This window comes from Acinetobacter sp. YH01006, from assembly GCF_013420445.1.
GTDB lineage: Bacteria > Pseudomonadota > Gammaproteobacteria > Pseudomonadales > Moraxellaceae > Acinetobacter > Acinetobacter pseudolwoffii.
This window is the reverse complement of record NZ_VOYB01000015.1, coordinates 1-23942: the sequence shown is the minus strand read 5'-3', so window position 1 is coordinate 23942 and position 23942 is coordinate 1. Positions and strand designations below refer to the sequence as shown.

At 44.7% G+C, this 23942-nt stretch carries 27 protein-coding genes and 1 pseudogene; 17 read left to right on the top strand and 11 right to left on the bottom strand.

What is annotated here, in order from left to right; translation table 11 throughout:
• Window positions 1-57: 57 nt before the first annotated feature.
• From FTT73_RS12160 to rsfS, 4 genes are all read left to right on the top strand, one after another.
• The gene (locus FTT73_RS12160; RefSeq protein WP_100329837.1) at window positions 58-846 is read left to right on the top strand and encodes a crotonase/enoyl-CoA hydratase family protein; all 789 of its coding nucleotides are present in this window, start codon (window positions 58-60) and stop codon (window positions 844-846) included.
• A 36-nt stretch (window positions 847-882) separates the two neighbouring features.
• Window positions 883-1752: an NAD(P)-dependent oxidoreductase gene (locus FTT73_RS12155; RefSeq protein ID WP_180191486.1), complete on the top strand. Its 870-nt coding sequence runs from the start codon at window positions 883-885 to the stop codon at window positions 1750-1752.
• 40 nt (window positions 1753-1792) lie between these two features.
• Entirely contained in the window at window positions 1793-2581 is a 789-nt protein-coding gene (locus tag FTT73_RS12150) for a hydroxypyruvate isomerase family protein (protein ID WP_100329839.1), read from the top strand.
• Between the two features lie 81 nt (window positions 2582-2662).
• Window positions 2663-3070 carry a ribosome silencing factor gene (gene rsfS, locus FTT73_RS12145; protein ID WP_005098092.1) on the top strand — a complete coding sequence of 136 codons (408 nt, stop codon included), beginning with the start codon at window positions 2663-2665 and terminating at the stop codon, window positions 3068-3070.
• Window positions 3071-3629: 559 nt separating this feature from the next.
• On the opposite strand, the gene FTT73_RS12140 is transcribed toward rsfS, so the two are convergent.
• From FTT73_RS12140 to FTT73_RS12130, 3 genes are read right to left on the bottom strand one after another with little or no spacing between them, the layout of a single operon-like run.
• Window positions 3630-5075 (bottom strand): NAD(P)(+) transhydrogenase (Re/Si-specific) subunit beta, encoded by a 1446-nt coding sequence (locus tag FTT73_RS12140; RefSeq protein ID WP_180078692.1) that lies wholly within the window; start codon window positions 5073-5075, stop codon window positions 3630-3632.
• Between the two features lie 3 nt (window positions 5076-5078).
• A complete protein-coding gene (locus FTT73_RS12135) occupies window positions 5079-5402 on the bottom strand; it encodes a proton-translocating transhydrogenase family protein (RefSeq protein WP_004281642.1) in 324 nt (107 codons plus the stop codon).
• Between the two features lie 11 nt (window positions 5403-5413).
• Complete coding sequence (locus tag FTT73_RS12130) at window positions 5414-6541, bottom strand: Re/Si-specific NAD(P)(+) transhydrogenase subunit alpha (protein WP_179999655.1); 1128 nt, start codon at window positions 6539-6541, stop codon at window positions 5414-5416.
• 972 nt (window positions 6542-7513) lie between these two features.
• Here FTT73_RS12130 and FTT73_RS12125 point away from each other — a divergent pair.
• A complete protein-coding gene (locus FTT73_RS12125) occupies window positions 7514-8701 on the top strand; it encodes an MFS transporter (RefSeq protein ID WP_180191485.1) in 1188 nt (395 codons plus the stop codon).
• A gap of 14 nt (window positions 8702-8715) precedes the next feature.
• Here FTT73_RS12125 and FTT73_RS12120 read toward each other — a convergent pair whose 3' ends face one another.
• On the bottom strand, window positions 8716-9360 hold the full coding sequence (locus FTT73_RS12120) for a hypothetical protein (RefSeq protein ID WP_159516646.1): 645 nt from the start codon (window positions 9358-9360) through the stop codon (window positions 8716-8718).
• 274 nt (window positions 9361-9634) lie between these two features.
• Between FTT73_RS12120 and dusA the strand changes: the two genes are divergently transcribed.
• The gene (gene dusA, locus FTT73_RS12115; protein ID WP_100535415.1) at window positions 9635-10660 is read left to right on the top strand and encodes a tRNA dihydrouridine(20/20a) synthase DusA; all 1026 of its coding nucleotides are present in this window, start codon (window positions 9635-9637) and stop codon (window positions 10658-10660) included.
• 75 nt (window positions 10661-10735) lie between these two features.
• Here dusA and FTT73_RS12110 read toward each other — a convergent pair whose 3' ends face one another.
• Together FTT73_RS12110 and coaBC are read right to left on the bottom strand one after the other, a co-directional pair.
• Window positions 10736-11248: a hypothetical protein gene (locus tag FTT73_RS12110; RefSeq protein ID WP_180075584.1), complete on the bottom strand. Its 513-nt coding sequence runs from the start codon at window positions 11246-11248 to the stop codon at window positions 10736-10738.
• A gap of 231 nt (window positions 11249-11479) precedes the next feature.
• Window positions 11480-12754 (bottom strand): bifunctional phosphopantothenoylcysteine decarboxylase/phosphopantothenate--cysteine ligase CoaBC, encoded by a 1275-nt coding sequence (gene coaBC / locus FTT73_RS12105; protein ID WP_005098105.1) that lies wholly within the window; start codon window positions 12752-12754, stop codon window positions 11480-11482.
• A 113-nt stretch (window positions 12755-12867) separates the two neighbouring features.
• Here coaBC and radC point away from each other — a divergent pair, with 113 nt between their 5' ends.
• Together radC and FTT73_RS12095 are read left to right on the top strand one after the other, a co-directional pair.
• Window positions 12868-13569 (top strand): DNA repair protein RadC, encoded by a 702-nt coding sequence (gene radC, locus FTT73_RS12100; protein ID WP_180191484.1) that lies wholly within the window; start codon window positions 12868-12870, stop codon window positions 13567-13569.
• A 64-nt stretch (window positions 13570-13633) separates the two neighbouring features.
• Window positions 13634-14545 carry a bestrophin family protein gene (locus FTT73_RS12095; protein WP_005168648.1) on the top strand — a complete coding sequence of 304 codons (912 nt, stop codon included), beginning with the start codon at window positions 13634-13636 and terminating at the stop codon, window positions 14543-14545.
• 74 nt (window positions 14546-14619) lie between these two features.
• Here the strand turns inward: FTT73_RS12095 and FTT73_RS12090 are convergent, their stop codons facing one another.
• Complete coding sequence (locus FTT73_RS12090; RefSeq protein WP_005098107.1) at window positions 14620-15474, bottom strand: PHP domain-containing protein; 855 nt, start codon at window positions 15472-15474, stop codon at window positions 14620-14622.
• 44 nt (window positions 15475-15518) lie between these two features.
• Between FTT73_RS12090 and FTT73_RS12085 the strand changes: the two genes are divergently transcribed.
• Genes FTT73_RS12085 through mnmC form a run of 4 tightly spaced genes read left to right on the top strand, consistent with a single transcriptional unit; the run spans window position 15519 to window position 18911 of the window.
• Entirely contained in the window at window positions 15519-16130 is a 612-nt protein-coding gene (locus tag FTT73_RS12085; RefSeq protein WP_005168649.1) for a septation protein IspZ, read from the top strand.
• 28 nt (window positions 16131-16158) lie between these two features.
• Window positions 16159-16461: a YciI family protein gene (locus FTT73_RS12080; protein ID WP_005098111.1), complete on the top strand. Its 303-nt coding sequence runs from the start codon at window positions 16159-16161 to the stop codon at window positions 16459-16461.
• Window positions 16462-16466: 5 nt separating this feature from the next.
• A complete protein-coding gene (locus FTT73_RS12075) occupies window positions 16467-16973 on the top strand; it encodes a hypothetical protein (RefSeq protein WP_100329844.1) in 507 nt (168 codons plus the stop codon).
• A gap of 39 nt (window positions 16974-17012) precedes the next feature.
• Window positions 17013-18911 (top strand): FAD-dependent 5-carboxymethylaminomethyl-2-thiouridine(34) oxidoreductase MnmC, encoded by a 1899-nt coding sequence (gene mnmC, locus FTT73_RS12070; protein ID WP_180191483.1) that lies wholly within the window; start codon window positions 17013-17015, stop codon window positions 18909-18911.
• A 195-nt stretch (window positions 18912-19106) separates the two neighbouring features.
• On the opposite strand, the gene FTT73_RS12065 is transcribed toward mnmC, so the two are convergent.
• Entirely contained in the window at window positions 19107-19421 is a 315-nt protein-coding gene (locus FTT73_RS12065) for a rhodanese-like domain-containing protein (RefSeq protein ID WP_180191482.1), read from the bottom strand.
• Between the two features lie 91 nt (window positions 19422-19512).
• On the opposite strand from FTT73_RS12065, the gene FTT73_RS12060 reads away from it, so the two are divergent.
• Both FTT73_RS12060 and FTT73_RS12055 read left to right on the top strand, forming a co-directional pair.
• Window positions 19513-20001 (top strand): YajQ family cyclic di-GMP-binding protein, encoded by a 489-nt coding sequence (locus FTT73_RS12060; RefSeq protein WP_005098115.1) that lies wholly within the window; start codon window positions 19513-19515, stop codon window positions 19999-20001.
• Window positions 20002-20029: 28 nt separating this feature from the next.
• A complete protein-coding gene (locus tag FTT73_RS12055) occupies window positions 20030-20533 on the top strand; it encodes a DUF4442 domain-containing protein (protein ID WP_005098116.1) in 504 nt (167 codons plus the stop codon).
• A 62-nt stretch (window positions 20534-20595) separates the two neighbouring features.
• On the opposite strand, the gene FTT73_RS12050 is transcribed toward FTT73_RS12055, so the two are convergent.
• Genes FTT73_RS12050 through FTT73_RS12040 form a run of 3 tightly spaced genes read right to left on the bottom strand, consistent with a single transcriptional unit; the run spans window position 20596 to window position 22370 of the window.
• Window positions 20596-21036 carry an acyl-CoA thioesterase gene (locus tag FTT73_RS12050; protein ID WP_218944670.1) on the bottom strand — a complete coding sequence of 147 codons (441 nt, stop codon included), beginning with the start codon at window positions 21034-21036 and terminating at the stop codon, window positions 20596-20598.
• Between the two features lie 5 nt (window positions 21037-21041).
• On the bottom strand, window positions 21042-21473 hold the full coding sequence (gene trxC, locus FTT73_RS12045) for a thioredoxin TrxC (RefSeq protein ID WP_005098120.1): 432 nt from the start codon (window positions 21471-21473) through the stop codon (window positions 21042-21044).
• Window positions 21474-22370, bottom strand: a complete 897-nt coding sequence (locus tag FTT73_RS12040; protein ID WP_180078700.1) for an alpha/beta hydrolase — start codon at window positions 22368-22370, stop codon at window positions 21474-21476.
• A 125-nt stretch (window positions 22371-22495) separates the two neighbouring features.
• Here FTT73_RS12040 and FTT73_RS12035 point away from each other — a divergent pair, with 125 nt between their 5' ends.
• The 3 genes and pseudogenes from FTT73_RS12035 to FTT73_RS12025 form a co-directional block, all read left to right on the top strand.
• Window positions 22496-22831, top strand: coding sequence for a TIGR01244 family sulfur transferase (locus FTT73_RS12035; protein WP_005098133.1), 336 nt, complete (start codon window positions 22496-22498; stop codon window positions 22829-22831).
• Window positions 22824-23246: a beta-lactamase hydrolase domain-containing protein gene (locus tag FTT73_RS12030; RefSeq protein WP_100329847.1), complete on the top strand. Its 423-nt coding sequence runs from the start codon at window positions 22824-22826 to the stop codon at window positions 23244-23246. The genes FTT73_RS12035 and FTT73_RS12030 overlap by 8 nt, the downstream gene beginning before the upstream one ends.
• A gap of 263 nt (window positions 23247-23509) precedes the next feature.
• Window positions 23510-23942, top strand: a pseudogene (locus FTT73_RS12025) (IS982 family transposase); the annotation flags it as partial.

The following is a 23942-nucleotide window of genomic DNA, read 5'->3' as shown; positions in this document are numbered from 1 at the left end:
ATGCAAGCTCATAGGCCGCATGCTATGCTCGGCTCAGGAAAAATAAGGAAGAATGCCATGTCACTCGTGCGCTTGGAAAAAAATAACGGCATTGCCACAGTTACACTGAATCGCCCGGATAAACGCAATGCCATGAGCTTTGCCCTGCTGCGTGAACTGGTTGCGACTGCGCAGAAAATCAAAAAAGATAAAAGTATCCGTTGCGTCATTTTAACCGGTGAAGCGCAGGTGTTTAGTGCCGGCATTGATCTGGCCGATTTAAATAATCCTAAAAATCGTGCCTATGCGGCCTGGGAGTTAATCCGTCCGGGTCAGAGCCTGTTCCAGAAAGCCTTTCTGGTCTGGCAGGAATTACCGGTGCCGGTGATCGCTGCGATGCAGGGCTTCTGTTTTGGCGCTGGTATGCAGCTTGCTCTGGCCGCAGATATCCGTATTGCACATCCTGATACCAAAATGTCGATTATGGAAACCCGTTGGGGACTGGTACCAGATATGGGACTCAGCCGTTCGCTGAAAGGCCTGATTGGGATTGATCTGGCCAAAGAGCTGACCTTGACTGCCCGGATTTTTGACGGTGCCTATGCCAAAGAGATTGGTCTGGTTACCCATGTGGATCAAGAACCACTGGCACGCGCACAAGCATTGGCTGAGGAAATGCTGCAACGCTCTCCGGATGCCCTGATGGCCTCTAAGTTTGTACTGGATGCCATGCAGCATCGCCCAAATAAATCTTTACGTATGGAAAAAATCTGGCAGCTCAAATTATTGCTAGGTAAAAACAGTCAGCTGGCTCGCAAAAAGGACAAGAATCCGGAAGTCCAGTTCGTGCCACGCCAATATAACTAAATCGAGTTAGAGTCCAAGCAAGGAATAAGAAAAAGCATGCAGTTAAATCGCGATACTAAGATTGCCTTTTTGGGTATGGGCCTGATGGGACGCCGGATGGCGACCCGTCTACTACAGGCAGGTTTTCAGGTCGCGGTATGGAACCGTACCTCGGCGGCTTGCCATCCCTTAATCGACTTGGGTGCAACTGCGCTGTCTTTGAATCAGATTGCGGATTATCCAGTGATTTTGACTTGCTTGGCAGATGATCAGGCGGTGCAATCGGTCTTTGAGCAGATCGTGCCGTATTTGGTTGCCGATCAAATCATTGTGGATTTTTCCAGCCTTTCGGTGCAGCAAACCCACGCGCTTGCAGCACAAGCACAGACCAGACAGGTGAACTGGATTGACTCCCCAGTTTCAGGCGGTACCGCAGGTGCTGAACAAGGCAGTCTGGTGATTTTTGCCGGTGGTGATGCCGCAATGATTAAACATCTTGACCCAATTTATGCAACACTTTCACAGCGCGTCACCCGTATGGGCGACACCGGTACTGGTCAGGCGACCAAAATTTGTAATCAGCTCATTGTCGCAGCCAATAGCACCCTGATCGCGGAAGCAGTGGCATTGGCGGGCCTTGCAGGTGTAGATACACGCCTACTGGCACCTGCCTTGGCGGGTGGTTTTGCCGATTCCAAACCTTTCCAGATTCTGGCGCCACGTATGGCCACACAAACTTTCGAACCGGTGCAATGGAAAGTGCAGACCTTATCTAAAGATCTGAACAATGCCGTGCAACTGGCCCAAAGCTTTGACCTGGATGTTCCGGTCGCGACTCAGGCCTTATCACAGCTGCAAATCCATCAGGCCCAGGGCTTTGCCGAGGCCGATCTGGCCACTGTGATTCAACAGCTCAAGCACGCATAATTTTTACTTTTGTAATACCCTGAATGTATAAGGAAAATACATGATTAAACTCGCCGTTAACCTGTCGATGATTTTTACCGAAGTGCCACTCATCGAACGCTTCGCACTGGCTCGAGCACAGGGCTTTAATCATGTCGAAATCCAGTTTCCTTATGAATTGACGATTGGCCAGATTCAAAATCAGCTCAGCATCCATCAACTGAACTTATGCCTGATTAATGTGCCTGCCGGTGATTTAATGCAGGGCGGCCATGGCCTGGCCGGTATCCCGGGGCGGGAAATCGAGTTCCGTCATGCTGTTGAACAAGCCATCCAGTATGCCACGGCCTTAAATGTACCTCGGGTCAATATTCTGGCAGGCAAACAGCCTCTGGATTGTGACCTGTTGCCCTGCCTGAATACGCTGGCAAGTAATCTGAAAATGGCCTGTTCAATGCTGCTCGAGCATCAAATTGAACCGGTCTTTGAAATGGTCAATGGCACCGATATGCCACGTTTTTTGATTCAAAATGTTGCACAAGCTCAGGAAATGCTGGAAGCAGTCAATCATCCGGCCTTAAAAATGCAGTATGACTGCTATCACATGGCGATGATGGGCGAAGATGTACTGGAAAATTTAAAAGAAAATATTCACCTGATTGGTCATATCCAGTTTGCGGATTGTCCGGGACGACATCAACCCAATACGGCGTCTATTCAATATCATGATATATTTCAGTGGTTAAAACATAGTCAATATCAAGCTTATGTCGCTGCCGAATATAAGCCGATGCAGCATTCCAATGACTCCTTTGTCTGGAAAGCCGAATTCTTTCCGGAGCATGACTGAGTGGACTGCGGCTTCATTTGAAATTCAGCACTAAAACCGCTATATTAGACCATGCATAATTGTTAGGAAATTACACACCCCATGAATTTAGAACCATCGCCCAGCGCTTCTAATTCTCACGATCTTACTATGAATTCAAATTCTCAAGCTGTACAGGACTGCTTAAAAGTCGTACATGCTGCACTTGAAGATGTAAAAGCAAAAGAAATTGTTGAGCTTGATGTCAGCGGTATCAGTAATGTGGCTGATGCTATGGTCATTGCAAGCGGCACATCGACACGTCATATCAAATCACTGGCCAATAACGTTGCTGAAGAAGCACGTAAAGCTGGCTTCCGTCCGCTTGGTATTGAAGGCGAACGTGATGCTGAATGGATCCTCATCGACCTCGGTTATGTAGTGGTTCATTGTATGCTTCCAACAGCGCGTAAATTCTATGATCTAGAAAGCTTATGGCGCAATCCTGCAGATACAAACTCTGTAGCGTAAAATCAAATATTCAAAAAAGCGACCTGTGTAGGTCGCTTTTTTTATGTGCGTATAAAAAGAATACGAAATAAAAACCACCCGAAGGTTAATGCCAGTCAGTTAAGCAATTGACTGGCATTTTCTTTTTTAAATTCATGATTATATTTGATAGCTGGAAAAGTCATCCGCAACTGTCTGAGGCAGGACTACATTAAAAAATGATTGTTTCTGCGACAAATTTGCTAGTGGATGGTGGCTGACGAGTTTTGCGGATGACAAATGCTTTTGGTTACTTTGGGCGAAACCAAAGTAACAAATGATATTGCAAATATTTGATTTAAAACGTTAAGACTCTGTCGTGAACGACTAAAAAGTTAAAGAGTCTATTTCTAAATTCCTTAACTGATCAGCATTAACCCGAAGGTGGTTTTTTATTTAATCCTCCCCGACCCTCCTTTTTCAAAGGAGGGAGCCTTTATCAAAAAAGTCCCCCTTTAAAAAAGGAGGACTTACCTGAGTAACCAATTTGATTTTGGAAGTTCCCCCTCTTTATTAAAGAGGGGTTAGGGGAGATTTTGAATTAATGACCCGTACCATTAATAGCTTTAGTCATATCTTCCACCACTTTCTTGGCATCACCGAAGATCATCATGGTCTTGTCATTATAGAACAAGTCATTGTCTAGACCCGCATAACCGGTTGCCATAGAACGCTTGATCACCATAATGGTACGTGCCTTATGCGCTTCCAGAATCGGCATGCCATAAATTGGCGATGTTGGATCATCTTTCGCCGCAGGGTTTACAACATCGTTGGCACCAATCACCAGCACCACATCTGTTGCCGGGAAGTCCGAATTGATCTCATCCATTTCCAGGATGTCTTCATAGGGTACGTCAGCTTCAGCAAGCAATACATTCATATGACCCGGCATACGACCTGCTACAGGGTGAATCGCAAAACGAACCGTTACGCCCTGCTCTTTCAGCAAGTTAGCCAATTCTTTTACCGCATTCTGTGCACGGCCTTGCGCCATACCATAACCCGGTACAATCACCACGCTGTCTGCATTTGACATCAGGAAGCCTGCATCATCTGCCGAGCCAGAACGGTGATTACGTTGAACCTGTTCACCTGCTCCTGCTGTCGGCGCAGCTGTACCGCCCATTGCGCCACCAAACAGAACGTTGATGATTGAACGGTTCATGGCTTTACACATGATATAAGACAGAATCGCACCTGAAGAACCGACCAGTGAACCTGCCACAATCAGCATGTTGTTTTCAAGCGTGAAACCAATCCCGGCTGCAGCCCAACCAGAGAATGAGTTGAGTAGCGAGACCACCACCGGCATATCACCACCGCCGACAGGTGCAATCCATACCCAGCCAAAGACCAGTGCAAGTGCTGTCATTGCCCAGAATGCGGTCATATTCCCTGTTGAGAAGAACATGAAACCAAACACCAACATGGCAATAAAGATGATGGCCTGAACAGGTTTTACCCATGCGCCAGAAATGGTTTTTGCCCATTTCTTCGCAGCCAGTTTTCCATAAGCAAAGACTGATGCTGTAAAGGTAATTGCACCCACGAAACAACCCACGAACAGTTCAAATAAATGAACACGGCTCATTTCATGGAAATTGACACCATTGGCCGCCAAAAGGTCTGGACCGAGTTCAATCAGTTTGTTGTTATGAATAATTGCAGCAATCGCAATCAAGACCGCAGCCAGACCCACCAATGAGTGCATCAGCGCCACAGTTTCTGGCATTTGGGTCATAGGGACAGTACGCGCACGGGCAATACCCACCACCGCACCTGCTACCATTGCGCCCACAATCATCCACACCACAGGATTATCTGCAACAAAGAAGGTGGTCAATACTGCAATCGCCATGGCGATCATACCGTAACGGTTACCTTGAATTGCAGTTTTAGGACCTGATAAACCACGTAGCGTCAGGATAAAAAGAACGGCACCAATCAGGTAGAACCAATCCGCATATTCTCGAATCATTTCCATGGATTAACCCTCTTTTTTCTTTTGCTTAGGTTTAAACATTTCCAGCATACGTGCAGTCACGGCAAAGCCACCGAAAATATTGATACTGGCCAGGAACACCGCGATTGCACCCAGCACGCTCACCACGTTAATGGTCTGGAAATCCACGCTGCCTTCAACGCCGATCACCGGCAGACCAACGGTCTGGATCATCGCACCGACAATAATGATCGATGACAAGGCATTGGTGACCGCCATCAACGGCGTATGCAATGCTGGTGTTACACCCCACACCACGTAGTAACCTACGAAAATGGCAAGGACAAAAATCGTAATTGTTTCAACCATGAGTCTTCTCCTTAACCACGTTTCAGCAGCACTTGGCCGGCATGAGTGACAAGTAGGGCTTTTTGAATTTCTTCTTCTGGATTCAGGACAAAATTCTTGTCGGCATCAAATAGTGTTTCCACGAAGTTAAAGACGTTACGTGCATATAAAGCCGATGCTTCAGTCGAGACTGTCGAAGGAATATTAGGAATACCGAGAATTTTGACACCATTGCCGGTATGCACAGTTTCACCGCATTTCGAACCTTCAACGTTACCGCCCGATTCCACTGCCATATCTAAAATGACTGAACCCGGTTTCATTTTCGCCACTGTTTCAGCACGGATTAAACGCGGTGCATCACGGCCGGGTAAAAGCGCTGTGGTAATCACAATGTCAGCATTTGATACGGCTTTATCCACAATGGCAGCCTGATCGCGGATGTATTCCTCACCCGGCATCCAGCCATAACCATTCTTGGCCGCATCCGCCGCTTTTTGCTGCTCTTCGGCAGACATCGGCACGTCCAGCCATTTACCGCCCAATGACTCCACTTGGTCTTTTGCTGTTGGACGCAAGTCTGTAGCTTCCACAATAGCGCCTAAGCGTTTTGCAGTGGCAATCGCTTGCAGACCCGCGACACCGACTCCCATGATCACCACACGGGCCGGTTTGACTGTACCCGCAGCCGTCATTAGCATCGGGAACATGCGCTGGTATTCAGCCGCAGCCAGAAGGACTGACTTGTATCCTGCAAGGTTGGCTTGAGAAGACAAGACATCCATATTCTGCGCACGAGACAAGGTCCGTGGCAAAAGTTCCAATGCAAATGCAGACACGTTCTGTGCCGCAAATTGGTCAAGCTCAGTATTACGGTAAGGATCAAACATCGCTACGATGGCGGTATTCGGATTGAGTTTTTGAATTTCCTCACCTTTCGGTGCACGAACTTTTAAAATCAATTGACTGCCGATGTAGGCATCATCCGTAATTTTGGCACCAACTTGTTCATAGGCACTATCGATATAGGCAGCTTTAAGCCCTGCACTACGTTCGATAATCACGCTATGTCCTGCGCTGATCAATTTCTTTACTGTCTCTGGCGTCGCAGCGACGCGATTTTCACCGACAACAGTTTCGGCTGGAATTCCGATCTGCATGAGCGTTCCTCAAGCTAATTTTTCTTAAGTAAACATCGCTTAAACGATGCTTCCCCTCAGGATGTGTTCTTGTTGAATTTTTGGATTCTAATCAAACTGTTTGAAATTACTACCTACTATTTATTTAATAAATGCCTATATATTGAACTGATGATTCATAAAAATGTTGCTGTACTGGTGCGTGGCTTACATACGCCAAATATTTATATTTGATTATTTTATAAACGATATTCATTTACCTGAATGAAAACCTGAAAATGCGCTCGGCTGATAAGCCGCCTACTTGAGATTTCTTTTGTTACATTGATCTTTCTGACCAAAATTCCTGTTTTGGTTCTTTAGGCTACCCGTTTCTGAATAGGTCTCTCTGCTAAGGACAGCGGCACTTTAGCTTTCCAAGTTTTCTAAATTTGACTTTATTGACAAATAAAGAACTTATTCCCGATAAGCTATCTGATCTGTAAAGTAATACCTTTTATTCAATTTAGTTATGATTTAACACCCATCGAGCTAGGGTTGAATTGATGGATGTGACACAACGAGATCTGTGGGTCTAAGGATCAATTATCTCTAAAATGATCAGACCAAGAGGAACAAAAATCTTGCTGACCATTTATTATATTAATGTCATAAACCGAATAAGTGACTAAAATAAAGTTTATGCACCATATCTGCGCATAAAATGAGAGCCATTATTTAATTTTTTTCATTTTCAGGGGATTTTCCGTTCTTTCTTTGTCCTATGCGTTGTAATAAAGCCAGCTATTGATCAAAAATCTGGCAACCTGATCATTCCTGACTGGTTTTCTAATTCAAGTCTTGTGTAGTCCTTGCGATCTAAGATCTTTTCATTGAGTCATTGTAATATTTTTCTACTTTTAAAGCCTAAAGTTCTCACTTATAGTGCCTTTCATTCCTGCATCAATGCGCTGCTTGTTTTAAATTCTCCTCGGCTTAAATAAGGTTGCTGCTATGAACACGCCCCTCGATATCAGTCAAAACAAGCCCTTATTATGGCTGATGGCGATTGCCTGTGGTTTATGTGCCGGCGCCAACTATTATTGCCAGCCACTGATTTCATCGATTCAGCAATATTATCAGGTGCCGGAATCACAAGTGGCACTCACCGTTACCTTTGCTCAAATCTCTTATGCATTAGGCCTGCTGTTTATTGTACCTTTGGGCGATATGCTGAATAAAACCAAGCTGATTCCCTTTCTCATGCTGGGTGCAGCTGCAGGTTTATTTATTTGTGCCAGTGCGATAAACCTGCCGATGCTGTGGGTTGGCACCATCATTGCCGGACTGTTTTCCGTGGCTGCACAGATTCTGATTCCCTTGGCCACCATGGCAGTCAAACCGGAAAAAACTGGAGAAGTAGTGGGTTTCCTGATGAGCGGCTTGCTGGTCGGTATTCTGCTCTCGACCAGTATTGCGGGATTATTGTCCGACCTGTTTCACTGGAAAATGATCTATATCGTCAGTGGCATCAGCATGCTGGCTTTAAGTTTTTATCTGCGAGGAAAATTACCGAGTCTGCCACGCCTAAGAATCAGCTATGCAGCGATTTTCAAATCTATGGCGAGCTTATTAAAACATGAACCACGATTGGTCTTGCGCTCTCTTACCGGTGCTTGTGCTTTTGCCGCCATGAGCATGCTGTTCTCGACCATTGCCCTGCTGCTGACCCAAGAACCTTTCCAGCTGTCTGATGTCATGGTCGGTCTGGTGACACTGGTTGGTGTCTTTGGCGCATTGTCGACTCAATTCATTGGCAAATGGGCCGATCGGGGCCATATCAAAACCTTGAGCTGGATTGGCTGTTCGATCCTGATTGGGAGCTGGCTGTTCCTATATTTTGGTGCGGTATCGCTGCTGAGCTATATTCTGGGCTATGGACTGATTAATCTGGGGTTGGCGATTACGCATAGCTGTAATCAGAATGTGATTTTCCGCCTGCGCCCGGATGCCAAATCACGGGTCAATTCACTGTATATGACCCTGTACTTTATTGGCGGTGCCTGTGGTTCGGCCTTGGGTGTATATGCCTGGCATCATGGGGGCTGGAGCATGACCTGTATAGCAGGACTCGGGCTAGCCCTAGGCGCCACCCTATTCGCCTTACTGGACCAATGGCATCACGCCCGGACAGCAGCCTAGATGCTTAACTATACTTAGCTGACTTGAGCCGCTGGATAGAAAGGTTTATTTAAATCTAGAGCAACTGAATTTTCCAATAAAATACAGATAAAGACCGGCAGCAAAGCGGCCAGAATCCGGCAGCTTTCCTCGAGTGACTTGTGATTCAGGGAACTATGATAGGTAACTCCGCCCTGCATGAGCTGATGATGTAATGTATATAAACGACGAAACACCCCGACTAAAATTTCTACAGAATTTCGCTCATTTAAAGCATGCTGTATGATTTTTTTCTGTGTTTCCAGTTCAGCATTACAGCGTTCCAGACTAATTTTCTGGTGACGATAATCCCAAAAACTTTGTTCCATATAGGGGTTCGCTAAGAGTGAGTGGATTGGCTGACTGTACTTTTCCCAGACAATATGATTAATCTTCTGGTCCAGATCATTTTGGCAAAGTATTTCTAGAAATTGATGCAGCTTATCCTTTCCCTGAACCCGATCATCCTCTTCTGCATAAATAGCCTGAAAACCAATCCATAGACTGATGAATTTAAAATCCAGATCTTGATCCAAGTCTAGCGCTTTTTTAAACCAGCCTAAGCCACGATGAATTTTTAAGTTAAAATGTGCTGAATTTTGTGCTTTATGGCTTTTATAAATCTCCTCCAATAACAGCATAATTATTCTCCTTATTTCTATCATTTTTTATATTGGTGTTTCTACTATCAAAATATACCATTCTGGAATGACTTGGAATTCTAATTTTATTTCTTGTTTTATGTCCTGGACTTACTGGCTTGACTCAAGTTCGCCGGGTCGTTCTGCTGATTTTATGCTAGTATTACGCCCTCTTTTTTTGCGATGTTGGCCTAGCGAGCTTGGGCAAAAAAAAATAATCTTTGGGTGATTTATTCATCCCTTCTTCTTCCATTTCGTTAAGGCATAATTTTGAATGACTGATCTGACCACCATTGAAAATAAACTTCAACCACGAATCAGTGTTGCGCCGATGATGGATTGGACCACCAAAGACTATCGCTTCTTTGCCCGTCTGTTTAACCCAAATGTGATTATGTACACTGAAATGGTCACCACAGGTGCCATCATTTATGGGGATGCCAAACGGCATTTGGACTTTAACACCGAAGAACAGCCGATCGTGCTACAACTTGGTGGCTCGAATCCTAAAGATCTCGCGACCTGTACCAAGATGGCACAGGATTGGGGTTATAACGAAGTCAATTTAAATGTGGGTTGCCCGAGTGACCGGGTACAGAATAATAAAATTGGGGCCTGCCTCATGGCTGAACCCGATTTAGTCGCAGAATGTATTGCTGAAATGCAGCATGCGGTGGATATTCCAGTGACTGTAAAACACCGGATCGGGATTGATGATATGCAGTCTTATGAAGAAATGCTGCATTTTGTCGATACCGTGGCCAAAACCGGCTGCAATAATTTTATCGTACACGCGCGAATTGCCTTATTAAAAGGTCTATCGCCTAAAGAAAACCGCGATGTGCCGCCCCTGCGTTATGAAGATGTTTATCGCCTGAAGCAGGATCGTCCTGATCTGCTGATTGAAATCAATGGCGGGATCAAGACCTATGCCGAAACGCTGGAACATCTCAAACATGTCGATGGCGTGATGATTGGTCGCGAAGCCTATCATAATCCGTACTTATTGGCTGAACTGGGCCAATTGTGGAATCTGGATGCACCTGATCGTTTCGAGATCATGCAACAAATGCTGCCTTATATTGCCCAGCGCATGGCAGAAGGTGCACCATTGTCAATTATTAGCCGTCATATTTTAGGACTGTTCCAGAACTTGCCGGGTGCACGTAAATGGCGTCAGGCACTAAGCGGTGGCAATGCCAAAACCTTGAAAGATGTGGAAACTGCGCTGTTTAATATTCAAGAAGCAATGCAACGTACTGAAGACTATGTGCGTGAACATCAGCAAGTTGAATCCTAAATACGAATTTAAAAGTCTAATCGATATAAAAAAGCACCGATCATCGGTGCTTTTTTATAGAGATGAGCGAAGACGTTATTGAGTATATGCGGTGATATTACCGACCGGAACCGGTTCTTCCTGATAAGAAACACCTTGAAATTCTGGCTCGGCAATGGGTGTGACCAGAGAACCGCGCTCATGTTCTTTTGACTCATCTACAGGTTCCAGGTCATCTAAGGCTGCAGCCAGCTGCTGTAACTCCCGATCCAGTTGCTGCCGGTATTGCTCTATTTCAATTTCATCAATAAAAGCAAAGGCATCCTCTTCGATCGCCCACCTATAGCCTCCATCGACCTTAAAAATTTTGACATTGACCGGATATGCCTCCCCCTGATAATTCAGATGAGAAATCGCTTTAAATTGATTGCCCTGCCGCTGGACAATTTTGACCTTCTGCACAGTAAAACGATAGCGTTGATAATCCTGATTGGAATTAAATTCCTGTTGCATCTGCGCTTGAATATTTCTGGCCAATTCATCCATCGAGACAAAGTAACTGCATCCAGCCAGACAGGCGATCATCCATAACACAATGATTGTTCTCATAGCGCCTCCTTCTTTTTCTTTCCTGTTCCTGCTTATAGCTGATATATGCAGTATTGTTATGCTTGCTTATTCTGTGACCTATTTTATGCTTTTTTGAAAAAACAAGAAATAAGCAGTGCATGAATCATGACTAAATTATTTAAGATTTCTACAGCTTTTTGAATAAATGATAAAAATTTACTCATAAAAAAGCCCTGAGTCTAACAGGGCTTTTTTTTTGTGAAGATTCTTTTAAAAATCGTCATCACTGGATGGATCACGATGCAAGGCATCATGAATTGCTTCGATCAGTTGCTGGGCAATTTCCTGCTTGGAGGCTTTTTCCAGATCACGTTTATCCATCTGATACTGTTCGGCAAAGAATACGGTCATTGCATTTTCATCCGACGCAAAACCGATATCGGCACGTGAGACATCATTGCAGGCAATCATATCCAGTTTTTTCGCGACCAGTTTGCCCGCGGCATATTCTTCAATATTGCGGGTTTCCGCCGCAAAACCGACCATAAACGGACGTTTCTCTTGCTGGGCGATGGTCGCAACAATATCCGGATTTTTCACAAGCGCCACATTCAGCTCATCGCCAGATTTTTTAATTTTGTGTTCTGCAACTTCCGCCACGCGGTAATCCGCCACCGCAGCAGTTGCAATAAAAATATCACAGCCATCTTCCAGCATCTGCATGCTTTCATTGAGCATTTTTACGGCAGAACTGACATTTTTGCGTTTGACACCATTTGGTGTATCCAGAGTCACTGGCCCTGCAATCAGGGTCACATCTGCCCCAGCGGCATAACAGGCAGCTGCCAGAGCAAAGCCCATTTTACCGGTACTGTGATTGGAAATATAACGTACCGGATCAATCGCTTCACGGGTTGGACCGGCGGTGATGGTGACACGTTTACCCGCAAGCTGACCAAATTTTTCTGCGATCGCACGCTGTGCTTGATGGAAATATTCTGTGACTTGTCGTGCCAGATCTTCCGGCTCAGGCATACGGCCTAAACCCACATCGCCACAGGCTTGAGATCCGGCATCCGGCATGATCACATGCACACCATCTTCAATTAAAGTGGCCAAGTTGCGTTGTGTTGGCTTAGCTGCCCACATTTGCTGGTTCATGGCAGGCGCTACCCAGACCGGTGCCTTGGTCGCCAGATATAAAGTACTGAGCAAATCATCTGCCAGACCTGCTGCAAACTTTGCCAAGGTGTCACAACTTGCAGGTGCAACCAGTAACAGATCCGCCCAACGTGCCAGCTCGATATGCCCCATACCTGCTTCCGCTTCAGGATCCAGTAATGCCGTATGGACCGGATTGCCTGATAAGGCTTGAAACGTTAAAGGTGTAATAAAAGCCTGTGCCCCTTGGGTCATCACCACCCGCACATTAAATCCGGCATCTTTCAGACGACGAACCAGAATCGCACTTTTATAGGCAGCAATGCCGCCAGTCACAGCTAAAATGATATTTTTATGAGGAATTACACTTACGTCGAAGCTCACAAACAGGCTACCTTTCTGTTGCAGTGGGGCTCACAATAGCATTAAATAAGGGCATTCCCAAGAGATCAGCTTCAGGGAAAACACATAATTCATAATAAATAAGTCTAATAACTATGCAATTTTCTATTAAAAACTGGCCTGAACAAGAACGCCCGCGCGAACGCTTAATTCAATATGGTGCAGAAAGTTTATCCGATGCCGAACTACTGGCAATTTTCCTGCGTTCCGGCTCACAGCAACATTCCGCAGTCGAACTTGCCCTACTCTTGATTCAGCATTTTGGTCATCTCACTGCCTTACTGGATGCACCCTTAGAAGACGTCAGTCGCTTTCATGGCATGGGTATTAGCAAATATACCCAGCTCATGGCGGTCAAGGAATTAGGACGGCGTTATATTTCCGAACATCTGAAACAGGATGCGCTGGAGCTCAATAATTCCAAACGGCTACGCGATTATTTACGTTTTGAACTGCTCGGTGAAACTCAGGAAGTGTTTGCAGTGCTGTGTCTGGATGCCAGTTTAAGAAAAATCAGCTTTAAAAAACTGTTTTATGGCTCGGTGAATGCATGTGATATTTCGATTAATCAATTACTGCGCTATGCAATTACCCAGCAGGCAACCTCAATTGTAATTGCGCATAATCATCCACTCGGCCGGGCCTATCCCTCTCCAGCAGATCTGCATCTGACTCGCCAGATTCAGCAGGCCTGTCAACTGGTCGATATTTATTTAATCGACCACTGTATCATTGCCCTAGAGGGCAGTTTTTCTTTTGCCGAGCAGCAACTCATTCAACCCGAAATACACAGGTGATTAGCACTTGACAAAGCTGGCACAAGTCAAGAAGATCATGAAAAAACTGTGATGATTCCAATAAATGATTGTACGTGACCAGCCAAGTCTTTTTAAATTGCTGTTTTCCTGGCGAGGTACAATTTTGCCGAAAGTTTTGCCACCTTTAGGCGTAGTGATGTTGATCTCGGCCATTATCGGTGGCTTGTCACATATTGGCTCTTTTCATTTTCCAGAATTACCTCTGGTCGGCTTTACCCTGATTGGAGTGGTACTGTCGATCTTTCTCGGATTTAAGAATTCGGCCTGTTATGACCGCTGGTGGGAAGCCCGCAAACTCTGGGGTATTCTGATTGCCAATTCACGACATTTTGACCGGGATTGCCGGATGCTGTCCCAAGGTCGCCGTGAACGTGTGATTCAGCACGTGATTGTCTTTGCCAATGTTCTCCGTGACCGGCTACGCCATCAGACAGCCAATCCGACCGAACTGGTTGAAACCAGCGGCATGAGCCAGCAAGCGGTGACCCAGCTCTATCAACAGGCCAACGCGCCGCAATATACCTTAAGCCTGATTCAATGGGAGTTAATGCAGGCACTCAAAGAAGGTGAAATCTCAGACATCATCTATATGCAGATGAATAATCACGTGGCAGAACTAAGTATTGTCCAGACTGGTTGCGACCGGATTGCGACAACGCCTTTGCCTTTTGCCTATTCGGTCTTGCTGAATCGTACCGTCTATTTTTTCTGTTTTATTTTGCCCTTTAGTCTGGGTTCAACATTGGGCTTATTTACGCCCTTACTGGTCGGTATTTTAGCTTATACCTTTTTAGGACTGGATGCCTTAAGCTCAGAAATTGAAGAACCTTTTGGCACGCAAAGTAATGATTTGCCACTCGATTCGATGGTACGTACCATTGAAATTGAACTCTTAGGCACATTAGGCAAACCAACCCCACCACCGATTCAGGCCAAAGATCATAACCTACTGTAATTTATTTTTCTCTTGCCCTTTTCTATCAGCAAAGGGCACTTCTGCTTTGCAAGAACAAAGTTCGAGTAAAGCACTCAATCAACAAAACTCTCCCAAATCCCGACTTGTCCCGGTTTTAGGCTCGGCACATTCCCGAGTCTGATCCATGGCATATGGTCGCCATGAAAGTCACTGCCAATCGAAACTTTCAGACGATGCTCCGCAATCATCCGATCGACCATCTGGCGAGTAGAACTTGGATCTACCGCTGGCGGCAGTTCAACGGCGTCGCCACCAAACTTGGCAAAGATCTCGATCAGGTAACGAATGTTGGTTGCAGATAGGTCATATTTGGTCGGATGTGCCAGCACTGCAAAACCGCCACTTTCATGAATCACCTGAACCGTGTCTTCAAGACTCAAGCCATCAAATTTGACATAGGCTTTCTTACCTTCCTTGATGTACTTATCAAAAGCCTGTTGCGGGCGAGTCACAATGCCCTTTTCTACTAAGGTTTTGGCAATATGCGTCCGTGTTACCCGATCAGGGATATTATCGACTTTGACCAGTACATCGGCATAAATATCCTGACCAATTAAAGGAATCAGTAAGTCACAGATCTGTTTCGAGCGTTCCGCCCTGATTTTCTTCTGCTGATTGAGGGCTTTTTGTAAAGGCTCAGGATTTTGCATATTCAGTGCAACAATATGCACGCCATAATTTTTCTTGGTGGCTGGACGTGACCACTGGCTGGAGATTTCCACCCCAGAAATGATCTTAATCTCATGATTTTTAGCGGCTTCTTGTGCCAGTTCCAGGCCATCCATAGTGTCGTGATCTGTCAATGCCAAAGTATGCACCGATTTCTCTACGGCAGCCTCGACCAATTGCTGTGGAGTTAAAGTTCCATCAGAAATATTGCTATGTGTATGTAAATCTACGCCGTGCATCTCTATACTATGACATTTATTTAATCAGATTTAGATACTCTAACATGAAAGCACTTTTAGACTTTGTGCCACTCATTATTTTCTTTTATTTATATAAAACTGTAGATCCAAAAGACACTGACCATCAACTTTTGCAATTGATCGGTTCTGCGGGGGGTGTCGACAATAATAATATTCTTGTGGCAACCACTGGTCTGATTATTGCTATGCTGGTGGTCTATGGTGCGTTATTTGTCATGCAAAAATTCCGCTTGGATAAGCAGCAATGGATTGTGCTGTTTATGACCGTGATTTTTGGTGGGATCACTCTGATGCTGAGCGACGATTTCTATATCCGTTTAAAGGCGGTATTGCTGAATCTGGTCTTTGCGGGCGTATTCCTGCTGTCGCCTTGGTTTAGTAAAGATAAAAAGCCACTGATTCAGCGTCTGTTTGGCCCGGTTTTCAACTTAAGTGAAAAAGGCTGGATCAAACTGAACTATGCCTGGGTCGCCATGTTTGCACTGATGTCATTTTTACATACCTTCTTTGCCTACTTGTGGCTGGATGGAAAATATTGGGGCGAATTCACGGCATTCGGTGACATGATCGTGATGTTTTCCTTTATCATTATCCAGTTTATTGTATTGCGTAAATACTTTAAGACTGCTGAATAAATCCAACTACAAACGATTGAGAATCATCATGCCATTATTTGTCGTTAGCTGTACCGATCAGGAAGGTACAGTGGAGAAACGTCTTGCCATTCGTCCACAACATCTTGCCCGCTTGCAAAAGCTGAATGATGAAGGCCGTCTGATTGTTGCAGGCGCGATGCCGAAAGATCCGAGTAATCCACAAGCCGGCTTTTATGGCAGTACCATCATTGTCGATTTTGACAGCCGTGAAGACCTGGATACCTGGCTAGAGGATGAACCCTTCCTGAAAGAAGGTGTATATGCACAGATTGATGTGAAACCGTTTAACAAAGCATTCCCTCAAGGATAAGGTTTATGCGTGTTGTTCTTGCCAGTGTTATTGGCCTCTGTTGTACCTTTCATTCTGTATGGGCAGTAGAAGTTGCCACAGTTCAGACAACACCGAACAGTGTCGCCGCCGCCGCTGTACAAGCTGCAGTCGCACCCCCCACTGCTACGCCAAAACCTGCAATCATCCCTGTGGCTGCAACAGCATCTCAAGCCCTTCCGGCAACTGGAAATAAGCCACTGACTGCTGAAGAACTCGCCAGAAATAAAGCTCAGCAAGATGCCAAAGTAAAAGCCTTGGTGAAAGATCAGGCGACACGTCTGCAACAGCTGGAAAAAGCCAATCTGGAAGCGTTAGCACAAAATCAGGAACTACAGCTCAGAAATGACAATCTTGGCGTGCAAGTACAGGTTTTACAAAGCGAACGCAGTGCGCAGATGTTCCTGTATGGTGCTGCCACGTTGGCCGTGGGCGTTTTGCTGGGCTTTCTGATTGCCAGTTACGTTTATACCAAACGTCGCCGTCAATGGTAATCTACTCCCCTTTCGGACTTATTTAAGGTTGTAGTCGTTTTGTCGCATGCAATTCAAACCGCCGATCTCGATTGGCAATTGGTGGATGGCATTGAAGTGCCTGTCTCTAAACAGTTTGGCGATGTTTATTTTTCTAAAGACAATGGTTTGCTGGAAACCCGCCATGTTTTTTTAAATGGCAATGACCTGCCGACCCGCCTGACTGACTTAAAACCGTTTGAATATTTTTGTGTGGGCGAAACCGGCTTTGGCACAGGCCTGAATATTCTGGCGTTATGGCAGCTCTGGCAACAGACCCGTCCGGACAATCACAGTCATTTGCATGCGATTTCAGTGGAGAAATTTCCGCTCTCTAAACCCGATCTGATTCGCGCTTTAAATGTCTGGCCTGAACTCAAGCCATTGGCAGATCAACTGATTTCCCAATATCCGATGCCAATTGCAGGCTGCCACCGTTTAAGCTTCCGGGAAGAACGTTTCTCAATCGACTTGTGGCTTGGAGATGCCCATGATGTATTTCCCATCATGGAAAAAACCGCACCTGTGAATGCATGGTTTCTGGATGGTTTTGCGCCGTCTTGTAATCCAGACATGTGGGAAGAAAATGTTTTAAATAATATTGTGCGTTTATCCGAGATCGGCACCACTTTCGCTTCTTTTAGTGTCGCAGGTGTCCTGAAACGTGGCCTAAAGAATCATGGGATTTCTATTTCACGTCCAAGAGGTTTTGGGCATAAACGTGAAATGCTTAAAGCCATCTGGAAGCTATCTGAACCAGCCAATTCGGGTGCAGATCAAGATATTACTCAAAAAAAAACAGCATTAAATCCTGAACTTGAATTTAACATACGCCAGATTGCGGTTATTGGTGCCGGAATCGCAGGTTTAAGTGCTGCTTGGGCCTTTGCGCAGCGTGGCCGCCAAGTCACGATTTACGATCAATCAGCGCCACTTGCTGGTGGTTCTGGTAACCCGCTTGCGCTCCTGAACCCAAAACTCTGCCCGATTGAGCAGAGTGCAGAACATTTAATGACCTTGGCTTGGCAACATGCGCTGACTCATTATGCAAAATTCAAAGCCTTTCGACCGATTCAGGTCAGTCAATTGGCACTCAAACATCCCGAGACTCTTTTAAGTCTGGCAAATGAATATCCAGCACATATTCTTTCAGTGCAAACGGCGGATGAGCAGAAACTGCATACTGAATATTCAAGTTTAAAACTTTTAGCAGCAGGAACTATTTCTCCGCATCAATTGCGTGATGAAATTTTACAGCATCCGAATATTAAATATATCCAAGCAAAAATCACCAAAATTGAGCAGCTATCTCAACCCAAACTTTTTGAAAATGAAAATTGTTTGGGTCAGTTTGATCATGCGCTGGTTTGTAGCGCGCGCGAGACAGCACAATTCTTTGAGCATTATCCGGCACTCAAGCCAATTCGTGGACAAGTGAGCTGGCTAAACAATAGCGCTCAGCCTTTAAGCAAAGATACTGCTTATAACTACGGTGGGTATTGTATGCAACTGGATGATACACATTTAATTCTCGGTGCATCTTTCCATCCCGGCCGGGAGGATACAGAGGTGCTCCCAGAAGATCATGCACATAATCATGAGCTGCTCCAGAGCGTCTTTCCAGATTATGCCGCGTCATTAGCACCGATGGACACCTGGCATGGCCGTGCAGCGCTACGTGCCCAAAGTCAGGATTACTTTCCTTTACTCGGTAAAATGCAGCCTGAACAGGAAATTTATAGTTTTGCCGGTCTAGGCTCCAAAGGCTTTTTATTTGCACCCCTTTGTAGTGAAATTCTGGCCGCCCAGATTCTGGGTGAAGCCTATCCTGTTCCGGCAAGTCTGGTTAAAAAACTCAGCGTGAGCCGCTTTCAAAAGAAAGTAAAAACCAAGAAGCCTTATTTTAAGCCACAAATTTAATTACCCTTTTGCATGAATCCCTCTAAGTCCCCCTTTTTTAAAGGGGGACTTTTTTATACTTTTATGAATAAATAGAATGCCTGTAGCTCCTCCCTTTAGAACCTGTAGCTCCTCCCTTTAGAAAAGGGAGGTTGGGAGGGATTAAATTTCAGCCAATAAAAAAGCGCCTTGCGGCGCTTTTTTTTAACAGAATGCTTATGCACCCTGTTCAAGCGGTAAGCCTGCATCACGGGCGGCACGAGTACCCCCCATCAGAATGACATATTCACGTGAACTGTCAAAACCCTCTAGTTTTTCAGCAGCACGTGGAGCTTTACTACCCCCACCACACAAGATGTAAATGGGTTGATCCGCTGACACCTGAGTTAGGCTCTCTGCTGAAAGATCGTTAATGGGCTGATTCACCGCCCCTTTCACGTGTACTTCAGCAAAAGCACTTGTATCGCGTACATCCCAGATAATTGCATTTTCTGGGAACTCAAATGTTGTAATTTCTTGTTTACGGATCATTGCGCACTCCTTTGATGTAAACAACACTTGGCAAATGAAGAAAACATCCCTAGCATCTCAGATATTCTTTCCATTTGTAAAGGTCTAAACCATGCCTTCTTTCGATATTGTTTCTGAATTAGAAATTTTTGAAGTAAATCATGCAGTTCAAAACACGCAAAAAGAAATTGCGACCCGCTTTGACTTCCGCGGTCAGGACGTTTCTATTGAACTGAATGAAAAAAACAAGGAAATCAAGATTTCGACTGAAAGTGATTTCCAGTGTGAACAAGTGTATAGCATGCTCGAAAGTCATTTCTTTAAACGCAAAGTTGATATTCAGGCACTCGATCCACAGAAAATGACCGCTTCTGGTAAAAACGTGATTCAGGTGATCAAGCTCAAAGACGGTCTTGACTCTGATACCGCAAAAAAAATCAATAAAGCCATTAAAGAAAGCGGCATTAAAGCGCAATCTTCTATTCAGGGTGACAAGATTCGTGTAACGGACAAGAAGCGCGACACTTTGCAACAAGTGATGACCTTCTTAAAAGAACAGCAATTTGGTCTGCCTTTACAGTTCAATAACTTTAAAGATTAAGACCGCACAGTGTCTTAAAGAAGGAATTATGACGCATCGCAATCGACTGACCAAACTGGTAAAAGCTACTTCCAGACTACCTCAAGCTATTCGTAGTACTTTATTGAGTAAAACCTTTGGTCGGATTATTCCCATGGTAGGTTCTGCCAAGATTCGCTATGTAGAACTCAGTGGGGAAAAAGTGGTGGTCACAATCGCCAACCATAAAGCCATGCAAAACCATATTGGTCAGGTACATGCCTGCGCCATGGCCTTAGTGGCAGAAACTGCGACCGGCTTTGTGACGGCAATGAATGTGCCGGATACCGCGATTGTATTAATCAAAAGTTTGAAGATTGATTTTAAACGTCCGACCAAAGGCGCCATGACTGCAGTCGCTACCTTGACGCCGGAGCAACAAGCACTCATGCAAAGCTCCGATAAAGGCGAAACATTGGTTCAGGTCACGGTCACGGATGAATCCGGTGAAACGCCGATTCAATGTGAAATGCTCTGGGCCTGGATTGCCAAAGATCAGCTCAAGCAATCATAATTCTTTCTACGCAAGAAAAATCCCAGAGATGATCTCTGGGATTTTTTTTATATCTCATTCAATCATTGGGCTGCTTGAGACTCTAAAAACTTCTGTTTGGCTTCCTCTGGAATCAGACGCTTATTGCCTTTTACATCGACCGCGACAAAAGTAAATACTCCTTCTGTGACACGAATCGGCGCACGTGAATCATCATGACTGTCCCAGACTTCAATTTCCATCTGAATAGAGGTCTTGCCAACTTTTAAAATCTGGGTATAACAGCTAATGACATCCCCGACTTTCACTGGAACCAGAAAGGTCATCTGGTTAATCGAAATCGTGGCACAACGTCCCTTTGAAAATCGTTCTGCGTGAATCGCGCCTGCCAAGTCCATTTGTGAAACGATCCAGCCACCAAACACATCACCACTCCAGTTGGTATCTGCAGGCATTGCGATCGTTTGTAGGGAAAGAATCCCCTCTGGTTTTACTTGAGAATCTGACACATTCACTCCAGGCATTTGAATTAGGGTTGGGTATTTAACTGCTGATCAAGCCATTTTTGTAGTTCGCTTGATCGTAATGCACCGCTTATTCTAGCAATTTCGTTGCTTTTATTCATCAACACCAGCGTCGGAATACTGCGAACATTAAATGCTGAACTTAAGCGCGGATTCGCTTCGGTATCAATTTTTGCAAAAACCACGTTTGGATATTGCTGCGCGACAGTCGCAAAATGCGGTGCCATCATTTTACAGGGGCCACACCATTCTGCCCAGAGATCAATCAGGATTGGTAAATCACTATGGGTGACAAACTGGCTGAAATTCTGCTCATTTAATTCAATTGGCGCCAATGGAATCAGGGCCTGATGACATTGACCACAGGCAGGGTTGGCGGTGAGTTTATCTTCAGGAACACGATTTTTGGCCTGACATTCTGGGCATACAATAATCATCTAGCGTACTCCAATATGTTGATGTAGGAATTCTAATTGGGTTGAAACGGCTTTTTCAAACCATTCACCATGATAAATATCAAAATGCCGGATATTCCACTCCTGATATTGTACAAACGGTGCAAGATTGGTCACGGTTTCGCGACTGGATTCAATCGGAATTAAACTATCCAGTTTTGCTGCAATAAACAGCACAGGAATGGTGATTTTTCTAACTTGCTGAATCGGGCGATAACGCATTAAATTAAAAAAGACCCGCGCAGGAATTTGACCACTCCAATAATAATCCGGATTCACAATCGACAGATAACCCTCGTAGCTGTCCTGTGTCGGCATAAAACACAGCTCGTAAGGATCGACCACCGGCAAGGTTTTGGGCTGCATACCGACCTTGCTTCCCATATAGTCCTGACTAGAAACCTTAAGTGCCTTAGGGAGTTGCTGCAAAGGATAAAACCTGGCACTTTCAGCCCCATCGACAAAAGGCACCTGTACCATTGCGGCCTGAATATTTTTCAGTTCTGCTGCCAGAGTGAGTACATGCCCTCCGCTTAAGGCAGTTCCCCAGAGCACGATCCGTTGACTATCAATCGACTTACGTGCCTGAATATGCCTGATCATGGTTCGCCAGTCATCCAGCTGGGCATTAATGGATACCAGCTCACGCGGTCGCCCGGTACTGCCGCCCCAATAGCGATAATCGAATAACACCACCGCATAGCCGGCACTGGCAAAATGCTGGGCATAGTGCACCAGTTTAAATTGACGTAAGGCCGCCAGACCATGGGCCATCAAGATCACGGCCGGTTTTTCTATATTTTTAGGCCAATAAAAATCTGCAGCAATCACATCCTGACCGCTTTTTACATACAGTGGCTCAACTGTATAAGCCTGCATACGCGCTCCATTGCGTTATCTTATGGTGATCATCATTTATAAAAATTTCACAACAGCTTCAGCATGTTTTCCGCTTAATGCTATCATAAAGCATATCGATATAAATGAAATGATGGAGTGGCGTCATGAGCGAAAATGTAGGCTTTGCTGGTCAAATTGGTCCGGAACACGTGACTCAGGTGGTCGAGAAAGGTTTTAAATCTATTATCAATAACCGCCCGGATATGGAAGGTGGTTCTGAGCAGCCGACCAGTGCACAAATTGAAGAAGCTGCACGCAGTGCCGGTCTGGATTATGTCTTTCAGCCTGTCGTCGCTGGTCAGATTACTGAGCTCGATGTACGTACTTTTGCCAATCATTATAATGAATTACCGAAACCTATTCTGATGTTCTGCCGTACTGGAAATCGCTCAAATAATTTATATCAACTGGCAAAACAGATGGACCTGCTGGATGACTAAGTCTTTTTGGAAAATTGTAGTACTGGCAAGCTGTTTAAGTGTCAGCTCACTTGGTTTTGCCGCAAATGATCTCAGCCGTGCAATGACCTCTTCGCTGAGTGTGTCAGGTGAAATGACCTTAAGCAAGTTTCAGCAATTGATTCAGCAAGGTTTCAAATCTGTGATTGTAAACCGGCCGGATCAGGAAACTGGCAATAATGTCACGGTGAGTCAATTACGCTCCATTGCGGAGAAATCTCAAGTGAGTGTAATTTATCAGCCTGTGGTGAGTGGCCAGCTTTCTCAGGCCAATATTGAGGAATTTGCTCGATATTATAATGAACTGCCTAAACCTATTTTGATGGTTTGCCGGAGTGGTACACGTTCAGCGACCTTGTTTAACCAGGCTAAATCTCAAGGATTGATTCATGAATAAAATCTTAGTTGTGTTATGTCTGAGCTTGACCTTTATCGGCTGTAGTTCAATGAACTTGAAGCCAACTGTAGGCGTAAGTGTGGGAACTACTCTATAAGGTTCTGAGCAAATGAGAATGGCGCTCTTTGCGCCATTTTTTTTATATGATAATCTTCAAATAGTAAAACTATATTCTTTATACGCCAATCTCAACTTTTTAAGTCATTGAAATGAGAAGGACATAACCTCACTTTAATTTCGACCAAGAAAATAAAATTACAGTTATGTCCATTGAAGAATTTATCATCTTTGTCTATTTAATTATAGATGAGCTATATCCAATTGTTGTTAATAAACCACTCAGAACTCGTGGCTTTCCACCCGCTCTTACCGATATTGAAATTATCACAATGCAAATTGTGGGTGAATTCCTTGGAATGGATACAGATAAAAGTATCTGGATGTATTTTAAAAACAACTGGTTAGCTTGGTTTCCAAAACTGGGGTCATATCCTAATTTTTGTAAACATTGTGCAAACTTATGGCAGATCAATCAGAAAATCATAGCTCGCTTAACTACATATTATGGTCAGGATAATATTCATTTTATTGATGGATTTCCTATTCCTGTCTGTCGCTATAGTCGAGCAAAAAGACATAAAAACTTCAAAGAACATGCAGGCTTTAGTTATTGTGCAGCTCAACAGGAAAAATACT

What these genes read in the sequence shown, in the direction of transcription:
- FTT73_RS12160 (WP_100329837.1), top strand. Translation starts at nt 58, where the DNA reads ATGTCACTCGTGCGCTTGGAAAAAAATAACGGCATTGCCACAGTTACA.
- FTT73_RS12125 (WP_180191485.1), top strand. Translation starts at nt 7,514, where the DNA reads ATGAACACGCCCCTCGATATCAGTCAAAACAAGCCCTTATTATGGCTG.
- FTT73_RS12075 (WP_100329844.1), top strand. Translation starts at nt 16,467, where the DNA reads ATGCGTGTTGTTCTTGCCAGTGTTATTGGCCTCTGTTGTACCTTTCAT.
- FTT73_RS12040 (WP_180078700.1), bottom strand. Translation starts at nt 22,370, where the DNA reads ATGCAGGCTTATACAGTTGAGCCACTGTATGTAAAAAGCGGTCAGGAT.
- FTT73_RS12135 (WP_004281642.1), bottom strand. Translation starts at nt 5,402, where the DNA reads ATGGTTGAAACAATTACGATTTTTGTCCTTGCCATTTTCGTAGGTTAC.
- FTT73_RS12110 (WP_180075584.1), bottom strand. Translation starts at nt 11,248, where the DNA reads ATGAGAACAATCATTGTGTTATGGATGATCGCCTGTCTGGCTGGATGC.
- FTT73_RS12150 (WP_100329839.1), top strand. Translation starts at nt 1,793, where the DNA reads ATGATTAAACTCGCCGTTAACCTGTCGATGATTTTTACCGAAGTGCCA.
- FTT73_RS12120 (WP_159516646.1), bottom strand. Translation starts at nt 9,360, where the DNA reads ATGCTGTTATTGGAGGAGATTTATAAAAGCCATAAAGCACAAAATTCA.
- FTT73_RS12065 (WP_180191482.1), bottom strand. Translation starts at nt 19,421, where the DNA reads ATGATCCGTAAACAAGAAATTACAACATTTGAGTTCCCAGAAAATGCA.
- FTT73_RS12140 (WP_180078692.1), bottom strand. Translation starts at nt 5,075, where the DNA reads ATGGAAATGATTCGAGAATATGCGGATTGGTTCTACCTGATTGGTGCC.
- rsfS (WP_005098092.1), top strand. Translation starts at nt 2,663, where the DNA reads ATGAATTTAGAACCATCGCCCAGCGCTTCTAATTCTCACGATCTTACT.
- radC (WP_180191484.1), top strand. Translation starts at nt 12,868, where the DNA reads ATGCAATTTTCTATTAAAAACTGGCCTGAACAAGAACGCCCGCGCGAA.
- FTT73_RS12080 (WP_005098111.1), top strand. Translation starts at nt 16,159, where the DNA reads ATGCCATTATTTGTCGTTAGCTGTACCGATCAGGAAGGTACAGTGGAG.
- FTT73_RS12155 (WP_180191486.1), top strand. Translation starts at nt 883, where the DNA reads ATGCAGTTAAATCGCGATACTAAGATTGCCTTTTTGGGTATGGGCCTG.
- trxC (WP_005098120.1), bottom strand. Translation starts at nt 21,473, where the DNA reads ATGATTATTGTATGCCCAGAATGTCAGGCCAAAAATCGTGTTCCTGAA.
- FTT73_RS12090 (WP_005098107.1), bottom strand. Translation starts at nt 15,474, where the DNA reads ATGCACGGCGTAGATTTACATACACATAGCAATATTTCTGATGGAACT.
- FTT73_RS12055 (WP_005098116.1), top strand. Translation starts at nt 20,030, where the DNA reads ATGACGCATCGCAATCGACTGACCAAACTGGTAAAAGCTACTTCCAGA.
- FTT73_RS12130 (WP_179999655.1), bottom strand. Translation starts at nt 6,541, where the DNA reads ATGCAGATCGGAATTCCAGCCGAAACTGTTGTCGGTGAAAATCGCGTC.
- FTT73_RS12095 (WP_005168648.1), top strand. Translation starts at nt 13,634, where the DNA reads ATGATTGTACGTGACCAGCCAAGTCTTTTTAAATTGCTGTTTTCCTGG.
- dusA (WP_100535415.1), top strand. Translation starts at nt 9,635, where the DNA reads ATGACTGATCTGACCACCATTGAAAATAAACTTCAACCACGAATCAGT.
- FTT73_RS12030 (WP_100329847.1), top strand. Translation starts at nt 22,824, where the DNA reads ATGACTAAGTCTTTTTGGAAAATTGTAGTACTGGCAAGCTGTTTAAGT.
- FTT73_RS12060 (WP_005098115.1), top strand. Translation starts at nt 19,513, where the DNA reads ATGCCTTCTTTCGATATTGTTTCTGAATTAGAAATTTTTGAAGTAAAT.
- FTT73_RS12050 (WP_218944670.1), bottom strand. Translation starts at nt 21,036, where the DNA reads ATGCCTGGAGTGAATGTGTCAGATTCTCAAGTAAAACCAGAGGGGATT.
- FTT73_RS12085 (WP_005168649.1), top strand. Translation starts at nt 15,519, where the DNA reads ATGAAAGCACTTTTAGACTTTGTGCCACTCATTATTTTCTTTTATTTA.
- FTT73_RS12035 (WP_005098133.1), top strand. Translation starts at nt 22,496, where the DNA reads ATGAGCGAAAATGTAGGCTTTGCTGGTCAAATTGGTCCGGAACACGTG.